This window comes from Ramlibacter humi, assembly GCF_004681975.1.
Taxonomy (GTDB): Bacteria; Pseudomonadota; Gammaproteobacteria; order Burkholderiales; family Burkholderiaceae_C; genus Ramlibacter; species Ramlibacter humi.
The window spans coordinates 108,418-131,404 of sequence record NZ_SMLK01000001.1 but is presented as its reverse complement, the minus strand read 5'-3'; the positions used below and the strand labels follow the sequence as shown (position 1 = coordinate 131,404).

The 22,987-nt window shown below is 70.9% G+C and carries 20 protein-coding genes and 1 pseudogene; 15 read left to right on the top strand and 6 right to left on the bottom strand.

From position 1 onward, the window contains the following. Positions 1–3: 3 nt before the first annotated feature. The 5 genes from EZ216_RS00670 (at position 4) to EZ216_RS00650 (ending at position 7,451) form a co-directional block, all read left to right on the top strand. Entirely contained in the window at positions 4–2,106 is a 2,103-nt protein-coding gene (locus tag EZ216_RS00670; RefSeq protein ID WP_135247649.1) for a hybrid sensor histidine kinase/response regulator, read from the top strand. 10 nt (positions 2,107–2,116) lie between these two features. After that, positions 2,117–3,154 (top strand): chemotaxis protein CheB, encoded by a 1,038-nt coding sequence (locus EZ216_RS00665; RefSeq protein ID WP_135247648.1) that lies wholly within the window; start codon positions 2,117–2,119, stop codon positions 3,152–3,154. Further along, positions 3,154–5,727 carry a response regulator gene (locus EZ216_RS00660; protein ID WP_135247647.1) on the top strand — a complete coding sequence of 858 codons (2,574 nt, stop codon included), beginning with the start codon at positions 3,154–3,156 and terminating at the stop codon, positions 5,725–5,727. The genes EZ216_RS00665 and EZ216_RS00660 overlap by 1 nt, the downstream gene beginning before the upstream one ends. Positions 5,728–5,862: 135 nt before the next feature. Then, complete coding sequence (locus EZ216_RS00655; RefSeq protein WP_135247646.1) at positions 5,863–6,519, top strand: cysteine peptidase family C39 domain-containing protein; 657 nt, start codon at positions 5,863–5,865, stop codon at positions 6,517–6,519. Between the two features lie 35 nt (positions 6,520–6,554). Next, on the top strand, positions 6,555–7,451 hold the full coding sequence (locus tag EZ216_RS00650) for a response regulator transcription factor (protein WP_135247645.1): 897 nt from the start codon (positions 6,555–6,557) through the stop codon (positions 7,449–7,451). A gap of 73 nt (positions 7,452–7,524) precedes the next feature. Here EZ216_RS00650 and EZ216_RS00645 read toward each other — a convergent pair whose 3' ends face one another. Further along, the gene (locus EZ216_RS00645) at positions 7,525–8,421 is read right to left on the bottom strand and encodes a LysR family transcriptional regulator (protein ID WP_135247644.1); all 897 of its coding nucleotides are present in this window, start codon (positions 8,419–8,421) and stop codon (positions 7,525–7,527) included. Between the two features lie 62 nt (positions 8,422–8,483). Between EZ216_RS00645 and EZ216_RS21695 the strand changes: the two are divergent. Beyond that, positions 8,484–8,627 (top strand): annotated as a pseudogene (locus EZ216_RS21695) (YjiS-like domain-containing protein); the annotation flags it as partial. A 47-nt stretch (positions 8,628–8,674) separates the two neighbouring features. On the opposite strand, the gene EZ216_RS00635 reads toward EZ216_RS21695, so the two are convergent. After that, the gene (locus tag EZ216_RS00635) at positions 8,675–9,214 is read right to left on the bottom strand and encodes a cytochrome b (protein WP_135247642.1); all 540 of its coding nucleotides are present in this window, start codon (positions 9,212–9,214) and stop codon (positions 8,675–8,677) included. A 14-nt stretch (positions 9,215–9,228) separates the two neighbouring features. Continuing rightward, positions 9,229–9,474 (bottom strand): hypothetical protein, encoded by a 246-nt coding sequence (locus tag EZ216_RS00630; protein WP_135247641.1) that lies wholly within the window; start codon positions 9,472–9,474, stop codon positions 9,229–9,231. 88 nt (positions 9,475–9,562) lie between these two features. Between EZ216_RS00630 and EZ216_RS00625 the strand changes: the two genes are divergently transcribed. The 4 genes from EZ216_RS00625 to EZ216_RS00610 all read left to right on the top strand — a co-directional run bounded on the left by EZ216_RS00625 (position 9,563) and on the right by EZ216_RS00610 (position 12,975). Beyond that, a complete protein-coding gene (locus EZ216_RS00625; RefSeq protein WP_135247640.1) occupies positions 9,563–11,131 on the top strand; it encodes a cation:proton antiporter in 1,569 nt (522 codons plus the stop codon). Positions 11,132–11,282: 151 nt separating this feature from the next. After that, entirely contained in the window at positions 11,283–11,471 is a 189-nt protein-coding gene (locus EZ216_RS00620) for a hypothetical protein (protein WP_135247639.1), read from the top strand. 113 nt (positions 11,472–11,584) lie between these two features. Next, positions 11,585–12,508: a LysR family transcriptional regulator gene (locus EZ216_RS00615; protein ID WP_135247638.1), complete on the top strand. Its 924-nt coding sequence runs from the start codon at positions 11,585–11,587 to the stop codon at positions 12,506–12,508. Between the two features lie 113 nt (positions 12,509–12,621). Beyond that, positions 12,622–12,975 carry a hypothetical protein gene (locus tag EZ216_RS00610; protein WP_135247637.1) on the top strand — a complete coding sequence of 118 codons (354 nt, stop codon included), beginning with the start codon at positions 12,622–12,624 and terminating at the stop codon, positions 12,973–12,975. On the opposite strand, the gene EZ216_RS00605 is transcribed toward EZ216_RS00610, so the two are convergent. Both EZ216_RS00605 and EZ216_RS00600 read right to left on the bottom strand, forming a co-directional pair. Continuing rightward, positions 12,972–13,397 (bottom strand): SRPBCC family protein, encoded by a 426-nt coding sequence (locus EZ216_RS00605; protein ID WP_167772789.1) that lies wholly within the window; start codon positions 13,395–13,397, stop codon positions 12,972–12,974. The two genes, EZ216_RS00610 and EZ216_RS00605, sit on opposite strands and share 4 nt — an antisense overlap. A gap of 31 nt (positions 13,398–13,428) precedes the next feature. After that, positions 13,429–15,840: a hybrid sensor histidine kinase/response regulator gene (locus tag EZ216_RS00600; protein WP_135247635.1), complete on the bottom strand. Its 2,412-nt coding sequence runs from the start codon at positions 15,838–15,840 to the stop codon at positions 13,429–13,431. Positions 15,841–15,945: 105 nt separating this feature from the next. On the opposite strand from EZ216_RS00600, the gene EZ216_RS00595 reads away from it, so the two are divergent. The 5 genes from EZ216_RS00595 to EZ216_RS00580 all read left to right on the top strand — a co-directional run bounded on the left by EZ216_RS00595 (position 15,946) and on the right by EZ216_RS00580 (position 21,686). After that, the gene (locus EZ216_RS00595; protein WP_135247634.1) at positions 15,946–17,553 is read left to right on the top strand and encodes a 4-hydroxyphenylacetate 3-hydroxylase family protein; all 1,608 of its coding nucleotides are present in this window, start codon (positions 15,946–15,948) and stop codon (positions 17,551–17,553) included. 451 nt (positions 17,554–18,004) lie between these two features. Further along, entirely contained in the window at positions 18,005–18,601 is a 597-nt protein-coding gene (locus EZ216_RS00590; RefSeq protein WP_135247633.1) for a DUF1003 domain-containing protein, read from the top strand. A 58-nt stretch (positions 18,602–18,659) separates the two neighbouring features. Beyond that, entirely contained in the window at positions 18,660–18,833 is a 174-nt protein-coding gene (locus EZ216_RS21220) for a hypothetical protein (RefSeq protein ID WP_167772788.1), read from the top strand. 49 nt (positions 18,834–18,882) lie between these two features. Beyond that, positions 18,883–20,511, top strand: a complete 1,629-nt coding sequence (ctaD, locus tag EZ216_RS00585; protein ID WP_135247632.1) for a cytochrome c oxidase subunit I — start codon at positions 18,883–18,885, stop codon at positions 20,509–20,511. 299 nt (positions 20,512–20,810) lie between these two features. After that, positions 20,811–21,686: an SDR family NAD(P)-dependent oxidoreductase gene (locus EZ216_RS00580; RefSeq protein ID WP_135247631.1), complete on the top strand. Its 876-nt coding sequence runs from the start codon at positions 20,811–20,813 to the stop codon at positions 21,684–21,686. A 162-nt stretch (positions 21,687–21,848) separates the two neighbouring features. Here the strand turns inward: EZ216_RS00580 and EZ216_RS00575 are convergent, their stop codons facing one another. Then, entirely contained in the window at positions 21,849–22,823 is a 975-nt protein-coding gene (locus EZ216_RS00575) for a methyltransferase (protein WP_135247630.1), read from the bottom strand. Positions 22,824–22,987 lie beyond the last annotated feature (164 nt).

The window sequence follows — 22,987 nt, the reverse complement described above, 5'->3', positions numbered from 1 at the left end:
CGCATGCAAGCGGGCGACGCCGACTTCCTGCGACAGCTGCGAGCCACCTTCGCGGTGGAGGCGCAGGAGCACTTGCAGGCGATCGCGGACGGCCTGCTGCAGCTGGAACGCGGCGAAGGTCAGGAGCGGCAGGCCGCGGTCATCGAGACGGTGTTCCGCGCGGCCCACAGCCTCAAGGGGGCCGCCCGCGCGGTCGACTTCGGCCTCGTCGAGGGCGAGTGCCGGCGCATCGAGGACACGCTCGCCGCCTGGAAGCGCGGCCCCGGCACGGCCACGCGCGAAGCGCTGGATGCGCTGCACCAGCAGCTGGAGCAGGTGGGCCGGCTCGTGCAGGCCCAGGCCGCGAGAGCCGGGACGCCGCCGGCGAATGCGCACGCGGACCCGCTGCGCGCCATGGACGCCGGCCAGCCGAACGCCGCCCCACCTCCGGCCGCCGCCGTGGAAACCGTGCGCATCAGCGTCGAGGGCCTGGAGGCGCGGCTGCTGGAGATCGAGGAGATGCTCGCGGTCAAGCAGGCTTCCCGCCAGCGCGTCGAGGAGCTGCGCGAGCTCGCAGGGCAGGCGCACGCCTCCCGCGTCTCGCCCGTATCGGCCCCGGGCACCGATGCGCCGCAGGTCCTGAAGCACCGGCTCGCCGCCGCGGCGCGCGCTGCGGAGCAGGACCGCGAAGCGGTCGGGCGCATCGTGGACACCCTGCTGGAGAATTCCAGGAAGCTGCTGCTGCTGCCCTTCGACACGCTGGCCGCGCCGCTGCGCATGATGGTGCGCGACCTCGCCCGCGCGGAAGGCAAGGAGGCGGAGTTGCAGGTGCGCGGCGAGCACATCGCCCTGGACAAGCGCATCCTGGACGAACTGAAGGCCCCGCTGAACCACCTGCTGCGCAATTGCATCGCCCACGGGGTCGAGCCGCCGGCCGAGCGCGAGCGGCTGGGCAAGCCGGTGCGCGCGCAGCTGGAACTCACGGCCACGCAGGTGGACGGCGGCAAGGTCCGGATCACCGTCGCCGACGACGGCGGCGGCATCGACCCGTCCAGGCTGCGCGAGCTGGCGCTCCGCGAGGGGCTGATGCCGGCCGCGGAGGCGCTGCAGCTGACCGATGCCCAGGCCCGCGCGCTGGTGTTCCGCTCCGGCGTGTCCACCAGCCCGGGGGTGACCGGCTTGTCCGGCCGCGGCCTCGGGCTCGCCATCGTGCAGGAGAACGCGGCGCGCCTGGGCGGGTCCGTGTCGGTGGACAGCCTCCCCGGGGCGGGCACCGCGTTCCACATCGTCGTGCCCGCGCTGCGCAGCACCTTCCGCGGCGTGGTGGTGTCGGCGGCCCGGCAGCGGTTCGTGCTGCCCACCGCGCAGGTGGAGCGCGTGCTGCGGCCACGGGCCGGCGACCTGCGCAGCGTCGACGGGCGGGGCACGCTGGTGCTGGACGGCAGCGTCATCCCGGTGGTGGAACTGGCGCAGGTGCTGCAGCTGCCGGCGCCGCCGCGGCCACAGCCCGGCGGCAACGCGCTGGCCATTCTCGGCACCGGCGAGCAGCGCGCCGCCTTCGCGGTGGACGAGGTCCTCGACGAATTGCAGCTGCTGGTCAAGCCGCTGCAGGCGCCGCTGGTACGGGTGCGCAACGTCGCCGCGGCCACGGTGCTGCCGGACGGCCACATCGCTTGCATCCTGCAGGTGGGCGACCTGCTGCGGGCCAGCCGCGGCGCCCCGGCCGCCCCACCCGCGCCGGCGCCGGCGGCAACGGCAGCGGTGCCGCGGTCCATCCTGGTGGCGGAGGACTCCATCACGTCGCGTTCGCTGCTGCGGTCCATCCTCGAGAGCGCGGGCTACCGGGTAGGCACGGCCGTCGACGGCCTGGAAGCGCTCCATCGCCTGCAGGCCGAACCCTTCGACTTGCTGGTGACGGACGTGGAAATGCCGCGCCTGGACGGTTTCGGACTGGTCGCCCGCCTGCGCGCCGACCCGCGGACGGCGGAGCTGCCGATCGTGCTCGTGACGGCGCGCGAGAGCCGCGAGGACCGCGAACGCGGCGTCGACGCCGGCGCCAGCGCGTACGTCGTCAAGAGCAGCTTCGACCAGGCGAGCCTGCTCGAGACCATCCAGCGCCTGATCTGAGGACTGCCCGATGAAGGAAGCGAAACGGATGCGGGTGCTGGTGGCCGAGCACGCCGACGCGAGCCGGGCCGAGATCGTGCGGCTGATCGAGAGCGACCCGGGGCTGCGGGTGGTGGGGGCGGTGCGCGACGGCCAGGCGGCGGTGGATTTCCTGCTCGCGCAGAAGGCGGACGTGGCGCTGCTGGACGTGCACCTGCCGCGGCTGGACGGCTTCGAGGCGACACGGCGGATCATGGCGTCGACACCGCTGCCGATCGTGGTGTGCAGCGGCGTCAGCAACGCGGCCGACGCGACGATCGCCTTCCGCGCGCTGGAAGCCGGCGCCCTCGCCTGCGTGGAAAAGCCCGTCGGCGGCGGGGACGCCTTGCGCGCGCGCATGGCGCACCTTCTGCAGACCGTGCGCCTGATGTCCGAGGTGAAGGTGGTGCGGCGGCGGCGCGAACCGGGGCCGCCCCGCCCCGCAGGCCGCGCGGCGGCGGCGCCGCGGGTGGTCGGCATCGGTGCATCCACCGGCGGCCCGCCGGTGCTGCAGGCCATCCTGCACGCGCTGCCGCGCGACTTCGCCGCGCCGCTGCTCATCGTCCAGCACATCTCGCCCGGCTTCCTGCACAGCATGGCCAGCTGGCTGGGCGAGACCAGCGGCATGCCGATCCACATCGCCGCGCATGGCACGGTGCCGCTGCCCGGGCACGCCTACCTCGCGCCGGACGACTTCCACATGGGCGTGGATGCGGGCGGCCGCATCGTGCTGAGCCGCGAGCCGCCGGAGAACCATGTCCGTCCGGCCGTCTCATTCCTCTTCCGCACGATGGCGCAGTACAGCGGGCCCGGCGCCATCGGCGTCCTGCTCACCGGCATGGGCCGCGACGGCGCCGAGGAATTGCGCCGCATGCGCGACGCCGGCGCGACCACCATCGCGCAGGACGAGGAGAGTTCCGCCGTGCACGGCATGGCGGGCGCGGCGATCGCGCTGGGCGCGGCCGGCCAGGTGCTCCCGGCCGAGCGCATCGTGCCGGCGCTGCTGGCCCTGGTGACCGGCGGCCCGTGATGGAGCAACCCGCGTCCCCATCCCCTGCCGGGCGGCGCCACATCCTCGTCGTCGAGGACAGCCGCACCCAGGCCGAGCGGCTGCGCCACATCCTGGAGCAGCAGGGCCACGACGTGGGGGTCGCGGCGGACGGATGCGAGGCGCTGGAACTGGTCGCGCGCCGGCGCCCGGACCTGGTGATCAGCGACGTGAACATGCCGCGGATGGATGGCTACGAGCTGTCGCGCCGGCTCAAGGCCCAACCCGCGCTGGCCGGAATCCCGCTGATCCTGCTCACGACGATGTCGGACGCGCAGGACGTCATCCGCGGGCTGGAATGCGGCGCCGACAACTTCCTGCCCAAGCCCTACGACGAGCGTTACATCGTGTCCCGCGTGCACGACGTGCTGGCCAGCCGCGGGATGCCCGGCAGCGACGACGGCCACGGGGGGGTGGGCATCTTCTTCAACGGGCAGCACCATTCCATCACGGCGGGCCGCCCCCAGATCCTGAACCTGCTGCTGTCGACCTACGAAGCGGCGATGGAGCGCAACCGGGAGCTGACCGAAAGCAAGGAATCGCTGGAGAGGCGTTCGACGGAAATCGGCCTGGCCAACCGGTTCCTGGACGAGGTCATCGAGAACATCCCGCACATCATGTACGTCAAGGACGCGGCGGACCTGCGGCTGGTGCGGGTGAACCGGGCGCTGGAGAACCTGGTCGGCCTGCCGCGCGAACGGATCGTCGGCGGCAGGACCGAAGGCTACCTGTCGCCGGAGCAGGCGGCGGCCGACGCCGAGAGCGACCGCAGGGCGATGGCCAAGGGCTCGGCCGGCGAGGCGGTCGACGAACCGGTGCAGATCCCGGTGCGCGGCCGGCGCGTGCTGCGCACCCGCAAGATTCCGATCCTCGACGAGTTCGACCAGCCCCGCTTCCTGCTCGGGATCGCGGAGGACGTCACCGAGAAGATCGAGCGCGAGAACGAGATCCTGCGGCTGAACGAGGCATTGCGGCAGCGAACCGCCGAAGCGGATGCCGCGAACCGCGCCAAGAGCGCCTTCCTCGCGACCATGAGCCACGAGATCCGCACGCCCATGAACGGCATGCTGGGGATGCTCGAGCTGCTCGGCCTGACCGCCCTGGACCCCCAGCAGCGCGCCACGCTGGAGATCGTCCGCGAATCGAGTGCATCGCTGCTGCAGATCGTCAACGACGTGCTGGACTTCTCCAAGATCGAGGCGGGCCAGCTGGAGATCCACGCCGAACCCACCTCGCCGCGCGACATGCTGCGGACGGTGCAGCGCCTGTTCGGCACGGCGGCCGCCGGCAAGGGGTTGCAGCTGCACCACGGCGTGGGCCCCGGGATCGCGCCGCTGCTGTGGGCCGACGGCCTGCGGCTGCGCCAGATCCTGGGCAACTTCGTCAGCAACTCGATCAAGTTCACGCAGGCCGGTTCGGTGGAGATCCTGGCCGTGCTCGAGTGCGAGTCGGGCGGCGTGCAGCACCTGCGCTTCGAGGTCCGCGACACCGGCGCGGGCATCTCGCCGGAGAACCAGCGCCGGCTCTTCCAGCCCTTCAGCCAGGGCGACGCGCAGCTGGCGCGCCGCGCGGGCGGCACGGGCCTGGGCCTGAGCATCTGCCGGCGGCTCGCGGAGATGATGGGCGCGAGCGTCGGGATGGAGAGCGAGCTGGGCAGGGGCACGACCATGAGCCTGCGCGTCCCGCTGCAGGTGGTCGAGGGCGCCCACGCGGCCGCGCAGGAGCCGCAGGAAGAGGCGCCGCCGGCACCGGTCTGGCGGCGGCGCGCCTCCGACGTGGACGCGGCGCGGGCGGAGGGCACCCTGGTCCTGGTGGTGGACGACCACCCAACCAACCGGATGCTGCTGCAGCGGCAGGTGAACACCATCGGCTACGCGGCGGAAACGGTGGAAAACGGACAGGAGGCGCTGGCGGCGTGGGCATCGGGCCGGTTCGGGATCGTCATCACCGATTGCGAGATGCCCGAAATGGACGGCTACGAACTGGCCCGCCGGATCCGCGAGCTGGAAGGCGCCGGGACCGGACGGCGCACGCCCATCATCGCCTGCACCGCCCACGCCCTCGCCGGCGAGGCGGACAAATGCCGGGCGGCGGGCATGGACGACCGCCTGGTCAAGCCGATCGGACTGCAGAGCTTGCGCAAGGCACTGGACCGCCTGCTCGCGCCCCCGGCATCGGGCGGCGGCGGGACGCAATCGCCCGATGCCGGGGGCGCGCCGATGGACCTGCGGCAGGTGCACGACACCTGGGGCGACGACCCGCGGATCCTGCGCGACGTGATGGCGGTCTTCCGCCGCACCAACGACGCCGATGCCGGGATGCTGCGCGACGGGTTTCAGCGCGGCGACATGGGGCTCGTCGCGCAGGCGGCGCACCGCATGCTGGGCGCCAGCAGGATGGTGGGAGCGCACGAACTCGGCTCCGTCTGCGCGCGCATCAGCGATGCCGCACGCAAGGGAAACCGCCGGACGGTGGGCCGCGCGATGGATGAGTTTGCGCATTGCTGCGAACGGCTGAACGCCTGGATCGAGCGGCTGGGCGCGGACCCGGACTAGGGATTTGACCTACCCAACCTGAACCTGCCCTAAGCCACCCGCGTCAGCGCCCGAGCCTGTCCTGGCCAATGGCTCGCCGGCGGAAGGGCCCGGAAAACGAACCTCCATCCCAAGGCAAATCCTTGGAGATGCGAGATGCGGTTCGGGCAATGGGCGACGATCCTGGCCTTCCTGGCAATGTTCACCGCGACGCAGGCGCGGGCGGAAACGAAGTGCCGTCCCGCGGCCGAGGCCGGCGTGGAGCACTGCGTGTCGGGGCTGCGCGCCGACGCGGTGGCCGAGATGAGGCAGACCCAGCGCGCCAGCCAATGGTGCTGGGCCGCCGCGGTGAGCATGGTGCTGCGCTCGTATGGCGTGCGCGTGCCGCAGGAACAGGTCGTGCGCCAGCACTGGGGCTCCGCCGTCGACATCGGCGTGCCGCCGGCGGTACTGGGCACGCTGCTCAACCGCAGGTGGAACGATGCTTCCGGGCGCGCCGTGTCGCTGGCCTCGGACGTCCGCGCGGGCGCCCAGGCGCGGCTGGGTTCGCCGGAGGTGCTGCAAGACCTGCAGGACGGCCGTCCCGTCGTGGTCGTGCTGCCGGGGCATGCGGTCGTCCTGGTGCAGGTGGAGTTCCAGCGCCGCCGCGATTCCGGCGCGGTGCAGCTCCTTGGCGCGGTTGCGCTCGATCCGGCGCGCGAGGGCCTGCGCACGCTGAAGCCCGACGCGGCCGTCGTCCAGGTCACGCGCTCTGCGCCGGCAGGCGGCGACCAGGTGGCCTCCGCCGGGGTCGAGGCGGAAGCGATCCACTGAGGCGCGCCTTGCGGGCCCGCCGGGCGGGGGCTTGCATGCGCCGCCGGGGATCGAAGAAGGCCGGCGCGCGCCGCCGCGGCGCCCACACGCTGGAAGCAAGTGGTCTGCAGGCCGGCAGGCACAGTAGAAAGTTCTGCACCCGCGCAATCCCGAAAACGCGAAAGCCGTTGATCGGCGCGGCGCGTTCCTCCATGATCGCAAAAGAAGGCCCGGCACACGCCCGGCCCGCCGTGACGCGGCGGCGCAAGCGATTCGGCCGCGCCCAGACAACGATCAGGGAGACGTGCATGAGACCAGAGGAACGCGCGCCCATCCGCGTCGTGCTCGCCGACGACCACGAGCTGGTTCGGTCCGGCATCAACGCCCTCCTCACCTCCATTTCCGGAGTGCAGGTGATCGCGGAAGCGGGCAGCGGCGAGGAGCTTCTCGGGATCCTGCAAACCGTGCGGCCCGACATCGTCATCACGGACATAGGGATGCCGGGCATCGATGGCTACGCCGTGTGCGAGCGCATCCGCGCGGAATCCCCCGAAGTGCGCGTAGTGGTGCTGTCCGCCGACGACTCCATCGAAGCGGTGAAAAAGGCCGTGGCCAGCGGCGCCTGCGGCTACATCCGCAAGGACGCGGCGAAATTCGAATTGGAGCTGGCGGTGCGCGGCGTCATGCAGACCGGGAGCTATTTCACGAGCCGCGTCACGCAGGACCTGCTGCGGCCGTCTGCGCCGCAGCTGCACCAACTGCTGACGGAGCGGCAGGTGGAAGTGCTCACCATGCTGGCGAGCGGGAAATCGGCCAAGGAGATCGGCTTCGAACTCGGCCTGAGTTCGAAGACGGTGGACGCGCACCGCGCCAACATCATGGAGCGCCTCAACCTCCGCGACAACGCGAGCCTGATCCGCTACGCGATACGGAATCGACTGGTGAAGGACTGATCCGGCGGGGGCGCGGTCACGGCAGTCGGCGCCCCCCCGGGGGATGAGGGGCCGGCGCCGGCCGCGCGCGGGCTCAGGCGCCGGAACGCTGCTCCAGCAACACCTCGGCGACGCGGGCGACCGCGCCGTCGCGCGACTCGTTCACGCGACGCCCCACCACCAGTTGGCGCACCAGGCGTGGGCTCAACGGCAGCATCCGCACGCGGTCGTGCGCCACCGGGCTCTCCTTCGGCCGCAGCGGCACCAGCGCCGCCCCGTAGCCGGCCGCGACCAGGCCGCGCATGGCCACGTCGTAGTTGTGCTCGATGCGCGGCCGGGGCGAGAAGCCCGCGCGGCCGAACCACTCCATGGTGAGCGCGTGCATGCGCGAACCGGGCTCGTTCATGATGAGCGGGTGCTGCGCCAGCCATGCGGGCGTCGCCCGCTTCGGGGCGCGCCACTGCGAAGGCACCAGCGCATGCATCTCGTGCCGCATCCAGGGCGTGAAGCGCACGCCGGGCACGGCGGGCTGCGGCAGCGAGACCAGCGCGATGTCCACCGTGCCGGCCTGCAGCCCGGCGGCCGAGAGGTCCGACCCGATGAACAGCGGCGACACCTCGATGCCCGGGTAACGCTTCTCCAGCAGTTCGAACACCGGCGGCAGCAGGTCCACCACGATGCTGGTGGTGCTGACCCCGACGCGCACCCGGCCTTCCAGGCCGGCGTGGCGGCGCCTCGCGGCGTCCAGCGCCTCGTCCAGGTCGCGCAGCAGCCGGCGGCCGCGCTCGACCAGTTCCGCGCCCGCCGGGGTGGCGCGCGCGGGGCCGGCGCCCCGGAGCATCAGCGGCACCCCCACGCGGCCTTCCAGTTCCGACACGTGCAGGCTCACGGTGGGCTGGGCCAGGTGAAGGGCCTGGGCGGCGGCCGAAAAACTGCCCAGGTCGGCGATGGCGATCAGGGTCCGCAGCTGGTCTAGGTTGATCTGGCGCATCAGTCATTCTGATCTGCGCGGTCAGAAAACTCAACTTCCCTGATGTGACCGCGACGGGCACCATGACGGGACTTCGCCAGGAATGCGCCATGGAAACCCTCATCGCCCTCTGCCTGAACCACCTGACCGCGCGCCGGCGGCTGCGAGCCGCGCGCCGGGAACTCGCCGCGCTCGCGCAGCATGAACTGAACGACCTGGGCATCGGACGCAGCGAACTGCCGTACCTGCTGGCGGCTCGCGGCGCCGCCGGCGGTCAGGGCCCGGTGCCCGGCACCATCGAGCGAAGCACGCCGTCGCGCAGCACGAAGTGGTGGTACAGCGCGGCCAGCGCGTGCAGGCCGGCCAGCCAGAGGATGGTGTCCCCCAGCCAGCCGTGAAGCTCCGAGAGGGTGGCGCCGATGCCGTGCGACTCGCGCACCCACGGCCCGATGTCGCCGCCCAGCCAGGTGACGGGGTGCCCTTCCAGCCAAGCGCCGCTGATGGCCGTCAGCGGCACGGCAAAGAGCAGGGCGTAGAGCAGCACCTGCACGGCCTTTGCCGCCAAGCCCATCCAGCGCGACACCGCCACCGGATCGGGCCGCGGGGAGAACGCGCGCCAGCACAGCCGCACCGCGGTGAGCGCCAGCACGCACAGGCCCAGCGTCTCGTGCAGCCGGCGATCCGCATCGCGCGCCGCGGAGTAGATGCGGGTTTCCGATCCGCCGGGGCCATAGATGAACGCCACGACGACCAGGATGGCCGTGGCCCAGTGCAGGGCCTGCTCGAGGGTGGAGTACCGGGTGGCGCTTTTCATCGGCGCTTAGGAGGCTAGCCGCGCGCCGGCTCCGGCACCTGCGAGAGAAGCAGGTTGGACCCGGCCACCCGCAGCGCGCCATCCGGCCCAGCCTCGACCGGGCGCTCGTCGGCGAGCCGGTACTCGATCTGGCCCGAAGGCTCCCAGCCGTCCACGCTGCCCGGCACCGCAACCAGGCGGTCGTACGCGCGAACGGTGTAGCGCTGCCCATCCGAGCCGACGGCCTCGAACGACTCCAGCAGTTGAAGACGAATGTCCATCGCGTTTCTCCTGTGCCTTCATTTTCCGGGCAGGCCGCGGCGAATGCCAAGCGCGGCAGCAGGCGGCAAGGCTCCTAAACTCCGCCACGTGCGCGAACTCGAGCAGATCCTCGCCCTCTTCGTGGCCGCCGTGCTGCTGGCCGCCGCCGCGCGGCGGGCGGGCGCGCCCTACCCCGTGTTCCTCGCGGTGGGCGGCGTGCTGCTGGCGCTCATCCCGGGCGCGCCCAGCCCCACCCTGCCGCCGGAACTGGTGCTGGCGCTCTTCGTCGCGCCCATCCTCGTCGACGCGGGCTACGACGCTTCGCTGCGCGACCTGCGCGACAACTGGGCGCCGCTGCTCAGCCTGGTGGTCTTCGCGGTGCTGCTCACCACCGCCGCGGTGGCCATCGTCGCGCGTGCGCTGGTGCCCGAACTGCCGTGGGCCGCGGCCATCGCGCTGGGCGCCATCGTCGCGCCGCCCGACGCGGTGGCGGCTACGGCGGTGCTGCGGCCATTGCGCCCGCCGCAGCGCATCCTGGGCATCCTGGAAGGCGAAAGCCTGCTGAACGACGCCAGCGCGCTGCTCATCTACCGGCTGGCGGTCGGCGCGGTGGCCGCGGGCGGTTTCTCGGTGCAGGCGGTGGCGCCAACCTTCCTGCTCGGCTTGCTGGGCAGCCTGGCCGCGGGCCCGGCGCTGGGCTGGTGCGTGCAGCGCCTGCTGGAACGCGTGCAGCACATCCCCACGGCCATCATCCTGCAGTTCATCGGCACCTTCACCGTGTGGCTGGTGGCCGAGCACGTCGGCCTGTCGGGCGTGCTCACCACGGTGTGCTTCGCGATGACGCTGGGCCGCACCGCGCCGGGCCGCACGCCGGCACGCATCCGCATCCCGACCAACGCGGTGTGGGCCACGGTGATCTTCGCGCTGAACATCTTCGCCTTCATCTTCATCGGCCTGCAGATCCGCCCCATCCTGGTGGACCTGGCGCCGGCCGCGCGCGAGCAGTACCTGGCGGTGGCGGGCGCGGTGCTGGTGACGGTGATCGTGGTGCGCATCGCCTGGCACATGTCGTTCAACGCCGCCATCCGCTGGCGCGACCGGCACTTCGGCTTCCACCCGCCCCGCCCCATGCTGCGGCCCAGCGTGGGCAGCGGGCTGGTGATCTCCTGGGCCGGCATGCGCGGCATCGTCACGCTGGCCGCGGCGCTGGCGCTGCCCGGAGGCTTCCCCAGCCGCGACCTGATCGTGCTGACGGCCTTCTCCGTGGTGCTGGGCACGCTGCTGGTGCAGGGCCTGACGCTGAAGATGCTGCTGCGCGCGTTGAACCTGCACGACGGCGACCCGGTGGCGCGCGAGGAGCACCTGGCGCGCCATCGCCTGATGGAGGCGGCGCTGGCGCAGCTGCCGGCCACCGGCACGGCGGCGGTGAACCTGGTGCGCAAGGACCTGAAGATCCGCCTGGGGCAGGTGCAGCGCGGCGACGGCCCGCACGCTTCGTTCGGGGTCGAGTACGACACGCATTTCCGTTCGGCCGTGCGCGCGGCGCGCCGCGCCTTGCTGCAGATGCGCGAAACCGGCGACATCGGCGACGACGCGTTCCACACGCTGGAGAACGACCTCGACTGGATGGAAGTGTCGGACCCCTTGCGTGCCGCGAATGCGGACGCCACCGAATAGCGGCGCGCGCCGCCGGATCGGCCTACTCGCCGCGCGACTGAGCAGGCCTGCCCCGTACCCGTCGAGGATGTCATCGTCCCGCCGGAGCCTTCGCGCGAGAACCTCAAGACATCGCGCTCCACCGACGCGCTGCTGTCGTTGTCGCAGGAGCTTGCCGAGTCCCCGATCTCGCCGTGCAGCGCCTGGCCGAAGCCGCCAGGGCAAGCTCATCGGCACGCTGTGGGTGCTGCTGCACCGGGGCGGCAAGACGTTCAGCGAACGCGACATCCGCATCGTGCAGGACCTGACGACTTTCGCCACCGCGATCCTCGACGCACGCAGCCGCGCGCCGGCTGCGTGAAGTCCGGCACGCCGGTCGTGCGCTTGCAGTATTTGTGCCCCGCGACGGGGCGGACATGATGGCCGCGGGGAGCTGCCGGTCCGGCGCAAGGCGCCGGCAACCGAACCGCCTAGATGATGTCCACTGCAGATCGCATCGAACTGCGGCATGTCCGCGCCTTCCTCGTGCTGGCTCAGGAGCTGAATTTCCGCTCGGCTGCGGAGCGCCTGTTCATCACCGAACCCCCCCTGAGCCGCACGATCGCGCAGATGGAGAGCGCGCTGGGCACGCGCCTGTTCAACAGGACTTCGCGCAGCTGCGAACTGACCGAGGCGGGCGCGCGCCTGATCGAGCCGGCGGCCAGGATCGTGCAGATCCTGAAGGAGGAGTTCCGGCCCCTGCAGGAGGCGACGGCCAGCGGCCCCCTTCGGCTGGGTGTCCTGATCTACAACAATCCCCTCAAGACCGAGAAGCTGCGCGCCGACCTGCAGCGCACCATCGGCCGCAAGGTGGAGGTCCGGCTGGGGCGCACGCACGAACTGGAACGCTCGATGAAGCGGGGCGAACTGGACTTCGCCATCCTCCAGCGGCCGCTGCACTCCACCGCCGGCGGCGTCACGAGGCTGGCCACCGCTGAATGGGTGATCGGGCTGCAGTCGATCCATCCGCTGGCGGCGAAGAAGGCCCTGCAATTGAGCGACCTGTTCGCCTTCGATCGCCTGCTGTTCCAGAACCGCCGGGACAACCCGCCCCTTTTCGACCACGTCCATGGCGAGATCATGAGGCGGACCGGCCGCTCGCCCACCTACACCGCCATCAAGGAGCTGTTCGAAGGACAGGCGCTGATCGCGGCCGGCGCGGCCTGCGCGCTGGTTCCGGAAACGGCCAAGGGATTCTCCCAGGACGAGATCACCATCCTGCCGCTCGTGCCCGAAGACCAGATCCGCACCGACATCTGCCTCATGTCCCACCCGCAGGTCAGCGATGCCTGCCTGATGGAGACCATCCGCAGGACGGCGCGGGACTTCCTGGTCCAGGATTGCGGGTTGGCGGCGTGAACGCGCACCCGGTGATGCTTCCCACGCATCGCCGGAGAATGAAATGGACCGGTGCCGGCGGCCTGCCTAGACTGCGCCCCGTGTTCGACACAACCAGAACGGAGACGAGACGCATGACGCATGGACTTCTCCTGCGCCGACGCCTGCTGGAGGCCGTGGCGCTGGCCATCAGGGTCAAGTTCCCGCAGGCGCACGTGGACCCGGTGAGGCACGACAGCGAGACCGGCATCTACTCGGTTTCGATCGTGCTGCGCAACGGCATCGAACTGGCCCTGGCCGACTACGCCGACGGCGTGGACACCTCCTTCTTCGTGATGCGCGCGTCCGAGGAAATGCCGTTCCGGCTTGCGTTCGAGGGCGCGTACGAGGACGGCTGCGGCGTCACCGACTCACTGACGCCCGAGATGGTGCTCGACCTGCTCGAGGCTTACGAAGGCGTCTCGGTCTCCGACCTGGCGCCGCACTAGGCGGAAGGGCCTTCGGCGCGCCGCTTCAGGGCGGTGGCTTCCGAGTCAACGTAAGCGGCGACCATGCGCCGCATCAGCCGGCCCGCCACCGGCGCGAACAGGCCTTCGAAGCGCAAGGCCAGGTGCACACGGCACGCGTTCGCGCCCATCGGTTCGATGTCGTGCTCACCCCGCGCGCCCAGCATGGCGCTGCGCGATGCCCAGGTGAATCCGCGGCCGGGCTCCCATCGGGTGACCGTCATGATGGACGGGGGAAGGCGGGGCTGCTCGACGCGGTAAGCCGCTCCCACACCGGCTGGAGAGCGCACGCGCTGCACGCTCCGGAAAGTGGGCGCCCAGTCGGGCCACTGTTCCAGGCGTTCCATGATCGACCAGACCGCGGGGGCTGGCGCCGAAATGTCGATGGAGCTCTCGAAGATCACGGGACGATTGTCGCCTCGTCCGTGGACCCGCCTACTTCGCCGCCACCTCGCGCGGGTGCGTGGCTGCATAGGCCGCCAGGATGGCATCCAGCGCCTGCGGTTCCACCGGCTTCACCAGGTGGTGGTCGAAGCCCGCGTGCGCGGTGGCCGCGCGGTCCTGCGGCTGGCCGTAGCCGGTCAACGCGACCAGCAGGGTCCCATCCAGCTCGGGCCGCGCGCGGATGCGGCGCGCCAGCTCCAGGCCGGTGATGTCGGGCAGGCCCACGTCGAGCACGCAGACGTCGGGCACGCGCCGGCCGATGGCGGCCAGCGCCTGGCGGCCGTCGTAGCAGACCTCCACCTCGTGCCCGTCCAGCCGCAGCAGCGACGAGAGCGACTCGGCGGCGTCGGCGTTGTCGTCGGTGAGCAGGATGAACAGCGGCGCGGCGCCACGCGCGGCGGCGGGCGCGGTGGCGCCCGAAGTCTCGCCCACGGCCAGCGCGGGCAGCACGATGCCGAAGCGGCTGCCGCGGCCCTTGCCCTGGCTGTGCGCTTCGGCTTCGCCGCCGTGCAGTTCGACGATCGCCTTCACCAGCGCCAGGCCGATGCCCAGGCCGCCCTGCGTGCGGTCGGGCGTGCGCTCGCCCTGCGTGAACAGGTCGAAAACGTGCGGCAGCAGCGCCGGTTCGATGCCGGTGCCGTTGTCGCCCACCTCGATGCGGGCACGCGAGCCTTCGCGCGACAGCGTGACGCGCACCTCGCCTTCGGGCGCGGTGTACTTGGCCGCGTTGGTCAGCAGGTTCACCAGCACCTGCACCAGCCGCGTGCGGTCGCCGTCCACCACCACCGCCGCCGGCGGCACGTCGACGTCCACCCGGTGGTGCCTGGCTTCCATCAGCGGCCGCGCCTGCTCCAGCGCGTCCTGCACCACGCCATTGAGGTCCACCGGCGCATGCTCGATCTGGATCAGGCCGCGCGTGACGCGCGAGACATCCAGCAGGTCGTCCATCAGCTCGCTCATGTGGCGCACCTGGCGGGCGATCATCTCGCTGGTGCGGCGCGCGGTTTCCGCGTTGCCGGGCGCGCGGGCCAGCAGCGCGCTGCCGGTGGCGATGGGCGCCAGCGGGTTGCGCAGCTCGTGCGCCAGCATGGCCAGGAATTCGTCCTTGCGCCGGTTCGCTTCGCGCAGCGCCTGCTCGGACCGCACGCGATCGGTGACGTCGATCACCACGCCGCGCATCAGCGCGGGCCGGCCGTCGGGGCCGGGGAACGCGCGCCCCCGCGTGTCGGTCCACATCAGCGCGCCCGTGTCGCGGCGCACCCGCCGGTGCACCCGCTGGAAGTCGCCCAGCGTCTCGCGCGCGCGGCCGATCTCGTCCCGCAGCTTCGCCACGTCGTCCGGGTGGATGGAGGAGAAGCCGGTCTCGGGGTCGCCGCCCGCATAGCCCAGCACCTGCGCCGCGTTGGGCGAGTAGCGCACCTGGCCGCTGGCGTAGTCCCATTCGAAAGCCACCATGCGCGCGGCCTCCAGCCCTTCCTGCAGCCACGACTGCGTGCGCTGCAGCTCGGCGTTGGCCAGCATCACCTGCGTGGCGTCGCTGCCTTCGCAGAAGATGCCGTCGACGCGGCCGGCCTCGTCGAAGAGCGGCTGGTACACGTAGGTCAGGAACTTCAACTCTCGCGCGCCGCCGGGCCGCGCCAGCAGCGCCGGCATGGCTTCCGCGCGCCAGGGCTTGCCGGTGCCATACACCTCGTCCAGGCGCTCGAAGAAGCCCTGCCCTTCCAGTTCGGGGAACGCTTCGCGCACCCCGTAGCCCAGCAGCTCGCGGCCGAACAGCTGGCGGTACGCCGCGTTCGCGAACTCGAACACGTGGTCCGGCCCGCGCAGCACGCACATGAAGCCCGGCGCCTGCTCGAACATCTGGTGCAGCCGCTCGCGCTCGCCGGCCAGGCGGCGCAGCGCGCGCACCTTCTCGGTGGTTTCGACCACGATGGCGAGCACCGCCGCCGGCCGCCCCTCGCCGTCCAGCACCGGCGAGTAGTCCAGGTCCATCCACGCCTGCTCCAGCGTGCCCTGGCGGTTGAGCGACAGCTCCTGGTCCTTGTACGACAGCGTGCCGCCCGCCAGGCCCACGCGCATCACGTTGTCGTTGAAGTCGGCCACTTCGGGCCAGCCTTCGCGCACCGGCGATCCCAGCAGCTGCGGATGCCGCCCGCCCGCGAAACCCGAGTACGCGTCGTTGTAGATCATGTAGCCCGGCTCGCCGAACAGCGCCACCATGGGCACGTCGCTGCGCAGCATCAGGGCGACCGTGTGGCGCACGTGCGCCGGCCAGCCATCGATGGGCCCCATGCCCGTGGAGGACCACGGATAGCGGGCGATCAGCCCGGCGAGTTCACCGCCGCCGCGCAGGAAGGCGGGCCGGCCGGTTTCGCTGTCGGTACTGCTGGACGGTGGGGACACCAGGCGAGTCTAGGGCCGCGGCGCTCTCGCGTGAGCTCATCCATGCCGCCTCGCCACGGGGTTTGCCGCGTGCCTGGACCGTTGGCATCGTGCTGCAATGACCGCATGAACATCTCCGACGCCGCCCCCACCCGCGCCAACCTGATGTCCGGCGACGGCTACCGCGAGTCGCTGCGGCGGCTGAAGCCGGTGGTCTACGTGGACGGGCAGCTCGTGCGATCGGTCGCCGACGAACCCGCGCTGCGCCCCGGCGTCAACGCGATGGCGTTCACCTACGACTTCGCCCGCGACGAGCGCTACGCGCCCATCGCGCTGGCCACGCAGGCTTCGCGCAACCGCGTGGTCAACCGCATGCTGCACGTCAACGACTCGGCGGGCGACCTTCTCAACAAGCTGGAAGCGGTGCGCGCGCTCTGCCAGGAGACGGGCTGCGCGCAGCGCTACCTGGCACACGACGCGCTGAACGCGCTGGCGCAGGCGACGGCCGCCATCGACGACGCACGCGGCGGCAACGAGCACCGCGCGCGCTTCCAGGCTTACCTGGAACGCTTCCAGGACGAAGACCTCACGCTGGGCATCTGCATGACGGATGCCAAGGGCGACCGCAGCAAGCGGCCGCACCAGCAGGCCAACCCCGACACCTACGTGCACGTGGTGGAGCGCAACGCGAAGGGCGTCGTCATCAGCGGCACCAAGGCCATCGTCACCGGCGCGGCGTACATGCACGAGTTCCTGGTCATGCCCAGCCGAAACATGACCGAGGCCGACAGGGACTTCGCCGTCTGCTGCGCCGTGCCGGTGGACGCCCCGGGCATCACCATCGTTTCGCGGCCCGCGGGGCGGCCCGGCGAAAAGGTGGAGCACGGCGCCGCCCTCTTCTCGCGCAAGTACGGTCAGGCCACGGGCGTGGTCATCTTCGACAAGGTGTTCGTGCCCTGGGAGCGCGTGTTCTACGAAGGCGAGTGGGAGCGCAGCCAGGTGCTGACCTACAACTACGCCACGCACCACCGCCACAGCTGCATCGCCGCGCGCGCCGGCTTCGGCGACCTGCTGATCGGCGCGGGCGCGCTGATGTGCGAAGCCAACGGCTTCGACCCCGGCGAAAAAGCCAACCTGCGCGAGCCCATGGTGGAGCTGATCAAGATCGTCGAAGGCTTCTACGCCTGCGGCGTGGCGGCCAGCGTGTACGGCCAGGCCGACCCGCATTCGGGCAGCTTCATGCCCGAGCCCGTGTTCAGCAACATCGGCAAGCTGCTGCTGGCCACGCAGATCTACGACATGCACCGGCTGGCGCACGAAGTGTCCGGCGGCCTCATCGTCACCCTGCCCGGCCCCGACGAAGACCACAACCCGGCCACCGCCGCCACGCTGGCCGAAGTGCTGCGCACCAACCCCTCGGTGCCGTACGACAAGCGCATCGAGGTCGCGCGCTTCATCGAGGACCTCACCGCTTCCTACCAGGGCGGCTGGTATTCGCTGATCAGCCTGCACGGCGGCGGCTCGCCTGCCGCGATGAAGCAGGAGATCTGGCGCAACTACCCGCTGGGCGACAAGGTCGAGTTGGTGGAACGCCTGCTGGAGCGCGGCGTGCTTGCCAGCGCCGGCGATCGCGCCATCACGCGCAACAGGCAACCGGGGCGGTGCTGTGACACGGGGTGCACCACGCCAGGCCAGCCTGTGATGGTGCCGCTGCCTGCGTTCCGGAAGGACTGAGCCTTTTTTCTGGCGCAGCCGGTCCGGGCCAGGGGGTGGCAGGCCTCCTGCCTCCATGTCCCCCGCGCTGCGTCGCGTCGAATCTCATCGGGGAATTCGCGCCGACCTCAAGGCCGCTCGAGCGGCCCCGCACCTCCGCCGCCGATGACTGCCTTCCAGCATCGCGCGCCGTAGGGCCAGGGTGGGGAGGGTCTCCTGCCGTAAGTCAAGGAGGAGCTACGCCGTTCAGGCGGCGGGGGACATGGAGGCAGGAGACCCTCCCCACCCTGGCCCGGCTTGGCACGGCCAGGCACCGCACAACACAACACAACACGGCACGGCACGGCATGGCACGGCCAGAAGTGGACGAAGCTGAGTTCAGTCCCCGGTCAGCCCATGAAGAAGAACGGCTGACGCGCACGTACTGCGCCGTCCCACGGCCCGGCAAGCGCGCGCCCCCTACAGTGGCGGCATGGATGCCGCCCCTTCCGCCGACCGCGGCGGTTACCGCACGCCCGACAGCGTCGCCGACGTCACTCGCGAGAACGTGGCCGCCGTGCGCCGCCTGGAGCAGCTGGCCCAGGCCAAACGCACCTTCGCCGACCGCGTGGCCGACATCGTGGCCCGCTTCTGCGGGCACATCACGTTCGTCTGGATCCACATCGCGCTGTTCACGGTGTGGATCGCCTGGAACTCGATTCCCGGACTGCACCACTTCGACCCTTACCCGTTCACCTTCCTCATCCTGTGCGTGTCGCTGGAAGCGATCTTCCTGTCGTCGTTCATCCTGATCGCGCAGAACTACGAGATGCGCGTGGCCGAGCGCCGCAACCAGCTGGACCTGCAGATCAACCTGCTGGCCGAGCAGGAAAACACGAAGATCCTGCAGCTGCTGGAGCGCATCGCCTGCAAGGTGGGCGTGATCGAAGAGGCCGATGACGAGATCGCCGCGCTGGAGCAGGCCACGCGGCCGGAGACGCTGGCGCGCCAGATCGACCGGTCCTACGCGGAGGCGAATCGCCGCCGCGCGAAGGCCGGCGACGACGGCAAGAGCAAGTCGGCCGCCTGACGCGCGCGGCAAGCGGCACGCCGCTTGCCGCACTGGCGCGAATCACGCGCAGGCTGCCATGCCACCCCTTGCCGCGCTGTGCGCCGCGACGCTCGCGGCCGCCCTGCTCCTGCTGGCCACGCTCGGCCTGGAGGAGTGGTTCGCGCCGCTCGCGCTGGCCTGCATCGTCAGCCTGCTGCCGGTGGTCCCGGCGCTGTTGCGCAGCTTCTGGATCCACCGGCACCGCCAATAGCCCAAGGCATGGCGATTGCCACCTGCATCTCCCACCGCGGGAGATGTCCATGACTGCTGTCCTCGACCCCACCGTCCACGGCCACGAGAGCCACGATTCGCCGTCGGGCTGGCGCCGCTGGGTCTACGCCACCAACCACAAGGACATCGGCACGCTTTACCTGGTGTTCTCGTTCACCATGTTCATGGTGGGCGGCGTGCTGGCGCTGCTGATCCGCGCCGAGCTGTTCCAGCCGGGGCTGCAGCTGTTCAACCCCGAGCTGTTCAACCAGCTGACCAGCATGCACGGGCTGATCATGGTGTTCGGGGCGATCATGCCGGCCTTCGTCGGCTTCGCGAACTGGATGGTCCCGCTGCAGATCGGCGCGGGCGACATGGCCTTCGCGCGAATGAACAACCTCAGCTTCTGGCTGCTGGTGCCCGCGGCGGCGATGCTGGTGCTGACGTTCTTCCTGCCCGGCGGCGCGCCCGCCGCGGGCTGGACGATGTACGCCCCGCTGACGTTGCAGATGGGGCCCTCGATGGACTTCGCCATCTTCGCGCTGCACATCATGGGCGCCAGCTCCATCATGGGCTCCATCAACATCATCGTCACCATCCTGAACATGCGCGCGCCGGGCATGACGCTGCTGAAGATGCCGCTGTTCTGCTGGGCCTGGCTGATCACCGCCTACCTGCTGATCGCGGTGATGCCCGTGCTGGCCGGCGCCATCACCATGACGCTGACCGACCGCCATTTCGGCACCACCTTCTTCAACCCCTCGGCCGGCGGCGACCCGGTGATGTTCCAGCACCTGTTCTGGTTCTTCGGGCACCCGGAGGTCTACATCATGATCCTGCCGGCCTTCGGCATCATCAGCCACGTGGTGCCGGCGTTCTCGCGCAAGCCGCTGTTCGGCTACACGTCCATGGTCTACGCGCTGGCCGCCATCGCCGTGCTGTCGTTCATCGTGTGGGCGCACCACATGTTCACCACCGGCATGCCGGTGACGGGGCAGCTGTTCTTCATGTACGCGACCATGGTGATCGCGGTGCCCACGGCGGTGAAGATCTTCAACTGGATCGCCACCATGTGGCAGGGCTCGCTCACCTTCGAGACGCCGATGCTGTTCGCCATCGGCTTCATCTTCGTCTTCACCATCGGCGGCTTCACCGGCCTGATCCTGGCGCTGGCGCCCATCGACCTGCTGCTGCAAGACACCTACTACGTCGTCGCGCACTTCCACTACGTGCTGGTGGCGGGTTCGCTGTTCGCGATGTTCGCCGGCTTCTACTACTGGTCGCCCAAGTGGACGGGGGTCATGTACAACGAGCGGCGCGGGCAGATCCACTTCTGGACCTCGATCATCAGCTTCAACATCGCCTTCTTCCCGATGCACTTCCTGGGTCTGGCGGGCATGCCACGGCGGTATGCCGACTACCCCATGCAGTTCGCCGACTTCAACGAGGTGGCCACCATCGGCGCGTTCGGCTTCGGCCTGTCGCAGGTGTACTTCCTCTTCGCCGTGGTGCTGCCGGTGATGCGCGGCCACGGCCAGCCCGCGCCGCAGCGCCCCTGGAACGACCCCGACGGCCGCGGCGCGCACGGCCTGGAATGGGAAGTGCCTTCGCCGGCGCCTCACCACACCTACGAGACGCCGCCGCGGCTGGATGCGGCGGGGGAGCACGTGCTGGGGTGAGCGGCCATCGATGCGGACTCCCTTGCGCAGAGTCCGCAGAGGGCTCGCAGAGGACGCGGAGAGTCCTTGAAGACATCTGAAAGCTCTATCTGCGGACTCCGCGCAACCTCTGCGCACTCTGCGTAAGGGGGTCCGCATTTCGCGGCTAGCATTGCGGCTCTGCCGTTCCTGCCTGCTCGAGACCCTGCAAAACCAGCGCGGCCCGCTGAGTTGACCATCCGGCGACAGCCGCGCGGCGCCCCGGCTGGGACACTCGCGGCCGACCCTTTTCTTTCCACGAACACCCCACAGGAGATTCCATGTCCATCCGCTTCGACGGCCGCGTCGCCATCGTCACCGGTGCGGGCGGCGGCCTCGGCCGCGAACACGCCCTCGCCCTTGCCCGCCGCGGCGCCAAGGTCGTCGTCAACGACCTGGCCAAGGCGGACGCGGTGGTGCAGGAGATCCGCGCGGCCGGCGGCGAAGCCATGGCCAGCAATGCATCGGTGACCGATTTCGACGCCGTGCAGGCGATGGCAAGGCAGGCGCTCGACGCCTGGGGCCGCATCGACATCCTGGTGAACAACGCCGGCATCCTGCGCGACAAGTCGTTCTCGAAGATGGAGCTGGCCGACTTCCGGCTGGTGATGGACGTGCACGTGATGGGCGCCGTGCACTGCACCAAGGCTGTGTGGGAAACCATGCGCGCGCAGCAGTACGGCCGCATCGTCAACACGACGTCTTCGTCGGGCCTGTACGGCAACTTCGGCCAGTCCAACTACGGCGCCGCCAAGATGGCGCTGGTGGGCCTGATGCAGACGCTGTCGCTGGAAGGCGAGAAGTACGGCATCCGCGTCAACTGCCTCGCGCCCACCGCGCACACACAGATGACCGAAGGCCTGCTGCCGCCCGAAGCGCTGGCCGCGCTGCAGCCCGCCGCGGTGACGCCGGGGCTGCTGTACCTGGTAGGCGAGGATGCGCCGACGCGCACGATCCTGAATGCGGGCGCGGGCGTCTTCGAGCGCGCGAACATCACGCTGACGCGCGGCGTGCACCTGGGCACGGGCGAGGACATGGCCGAACAAGTGGCCGCGTCGTTCGGGCGCATCTCCGATCGCACCGGCGAGGTGGTGCCGGAGAGCGGGTCGGTGCAAGGGCACAACGAGCTGACGCTGGCTGCGGCGGCGCGCCGCTGACCCGCTTGCTCCCTCCCCCGCCGGGGAAGGGTTGGGGTGGGGGCACGCCGTCATCCCCCGCGCGCTGCACCCCGTCCGACAATTCCAGGTCCACGTCCAGCAGGTCGTCCGGCGCACCGGCCGGCGCGGCCAGGTCGTTGCTGTCGCCGATGCCCAGGATCCTCATGGCGCGGGCCGCTCCACCACCAGCGCCGTCACCGCGATGCGGTCCACTTCCGCGTACGCGGGCGAGTCCAGTTCCTCGCCGAACACGTCGGGGTCCAGCTCGCGGTAGTACCAGGACCAGCCGCATTCGCGCAGGTGCGGCGCCAGGCCTTCCAGCAGCGCGTCGCGGCCGTCGACGATGGCCACGCCCGTGTAGAGCACCAGCCGTCCGCCGCGCGCCAGCCGCGGCAGGCCTTCGCGCACGATGCGATCGGACAGCGCTTCGCCCCAGCGGCCGCCGCCGTGGCGGTACGTGCGCCGCGCGGCGTCGTTGAGGTAAGGCGGATTGGAGACGATCAGGTCGAACCCGCCTTCGAGCGGCGCGTACAGGTCGCCCGCGGCGAAAGCCACGGCGTGGAAATCCGCAAGCGCCGCATTGGCCGCGGCGAAAGCCAGCGCGCGCGGGTTGATGTCGGCGAGCGCCAGGCTGGGCGAGGCGGCATGCGAAGCCTGCGCCGCGACCAGGCCACCCGCGCCGCCACCGCAGCCCACGTCCAGCAGCCGCGGCGCGGAGCCTTCGGCGAACGGGCGCCGTGACAGCTCCTGCAGGATCAGCGAAGTGAAGCGGTAGGTGTCGGGGCCGAAGAAGACCGCGTCGGCCTGCGTGGTCGGGTAAGCGGAGTGCGCGTACAGCTGGCCTTCGAGGAAAGAGAAGCGCACCTTGCTGCGCAGGCCGGCGCCTTCACGGTCCAGCAGGCCGGCAGCGTCCAGGCTCTCCACGATGCCGGCCGGCAGCAAGTCGCCGCCGAACGCCCGGCTCCAGCCGAACACGTCGCGCAGGTCGCGCGCCCTGCGATCCGGCTCGCGCGCGAGCACCCGCGCATGCGTCGCCGGCGTCGGCGCGATGAACTGGTAGCCCTCGCCGGCCAGCCACTGCCCCGTGGCGACGAGGGCATCGGTCACCCGGCCCGACAAGTCGGCCCTGGCGTTCATTTGGGTTCGCGCTCCCGGCCCGGCTTGTCGCCGGCGCGGCGCCGCGGCATGTCCGCGCCCGCTGGCGCGGAACGGGCTGCGCGCCTTTCCAGCCAGCCCGTCAGTGCCGGCCAGACCTCGTCTGCCGAAGAGGGCTTGGCCCCACGGCCGCGAGTCCTCAGCAT

Coding starts and splice junctions, on each gene's coding strand:
- EZ216_RS00665 (WP_135247648.1), top strand. CDS start 2,117: ATGAAGGAAGCGAAACGGATGCGGGTGCTGGTGGCCGAGCACGCCGAC.
- EZ216_RS00610 (WP_135247637.1), top strand. CDS start 12,622: ATGACGCATGGACTTCTCCTGCGCCGACGCCTGCTGGAGGCCGTGGCG.
- EZ216_RS00660 (WP_135247647.1), top strand. CDS start 3,154: ATGGAGCAACCCGCGTCCCCATCCCCTGCCGGGCGGCGCCACATCCTC.
- EZ216_RS00580 (WP_135247631.1), top strand. CDS start 20,811: ATGTCCATCCGCTTCGACGGCCGCGTCGCCATCGTCACCGGTGCGGGC.
- EZ216_RS00630 (WP_135247641.1), bottom strand. CDS start 9,474: ATGGACATTCGTCTTCAACTGCTGGAGTCGTTCGAGGCCGTCGGCTCG.
- ctaD (WP_135247632.1), top strand. CDS start 18,883: ATGACTGCTGTCCTCGACCCCACCGTCCACGGCCACGAGAGCCACGAT.
- EZ216_RS00650 (WP_135247645.1), top strand. CDS start 6,555: ATGCGCCGCCGGGGATCGAAGAAGGCCGGCGCGCGCCGCCGCGGCGCC.
- EZ216_RS00670 (WP_135247649.1), top strand. CDS start 4: ATGCAAGCGGGCGACGCCGACTTCCTGCGACAGCTGCGAGCCACCTTC.
- EZ216_RS00575 (WP_135247630.1), bottom strand. CDS start 22,823: ATGAACGCCAGGGCCGACTTGTCGGGCCGGGTGACCGATGCCCTCGTC.
- EZ216_RS00590 (WP_135247633.1), top strand. CDS start 18,005: ATGGATGCCGCCCCTTCCGCCGACCGCGGCGGTTACCGCACGCCCGAC.
- EZ216_RS00615 (WP_135247638.1), top strand. CDS start 11,585: ATGATGTCCACTGCAGATCGCATCGAACTGCGGCATGTCCGCGCCTTC.
- EZ216_RS21220 (WP_167772788.1), top strand. CDS start 18,660: ATGCCACCCCTTGCCGCGCTGTGCGCCGCGACGCTCGCGGCCGCCCTG.
- EZ216_RS00645 (WP_135247644.1), bottom strand. CDS start 8,421: ATGCGCCAGATCAACCTAGACCAGCTGCGGACCCTGATCGCCATCGCC.
- EZ216_RS00595 (WP_135247634.1), top strand. CDS start 15,946: ATGAACATCTCCGACGCCGCCCCCACCCGCGCCAACCTGATGTCCGGC.
- EZ216_RS00635 (WP_135247642.1), bottom strand. CDS start 9,214: ATGAAAAGCGCCACCCGGTACTCCACCCTCGAGCAGGCCCTGCACTGG.
- EZ216_RS00655 (WP_135247646.1), top strand. CDS start 5,863: ATGCGGTTCGGGCAATGGGCGACGATCCTGGCCTTCCTGGCAATGTTC.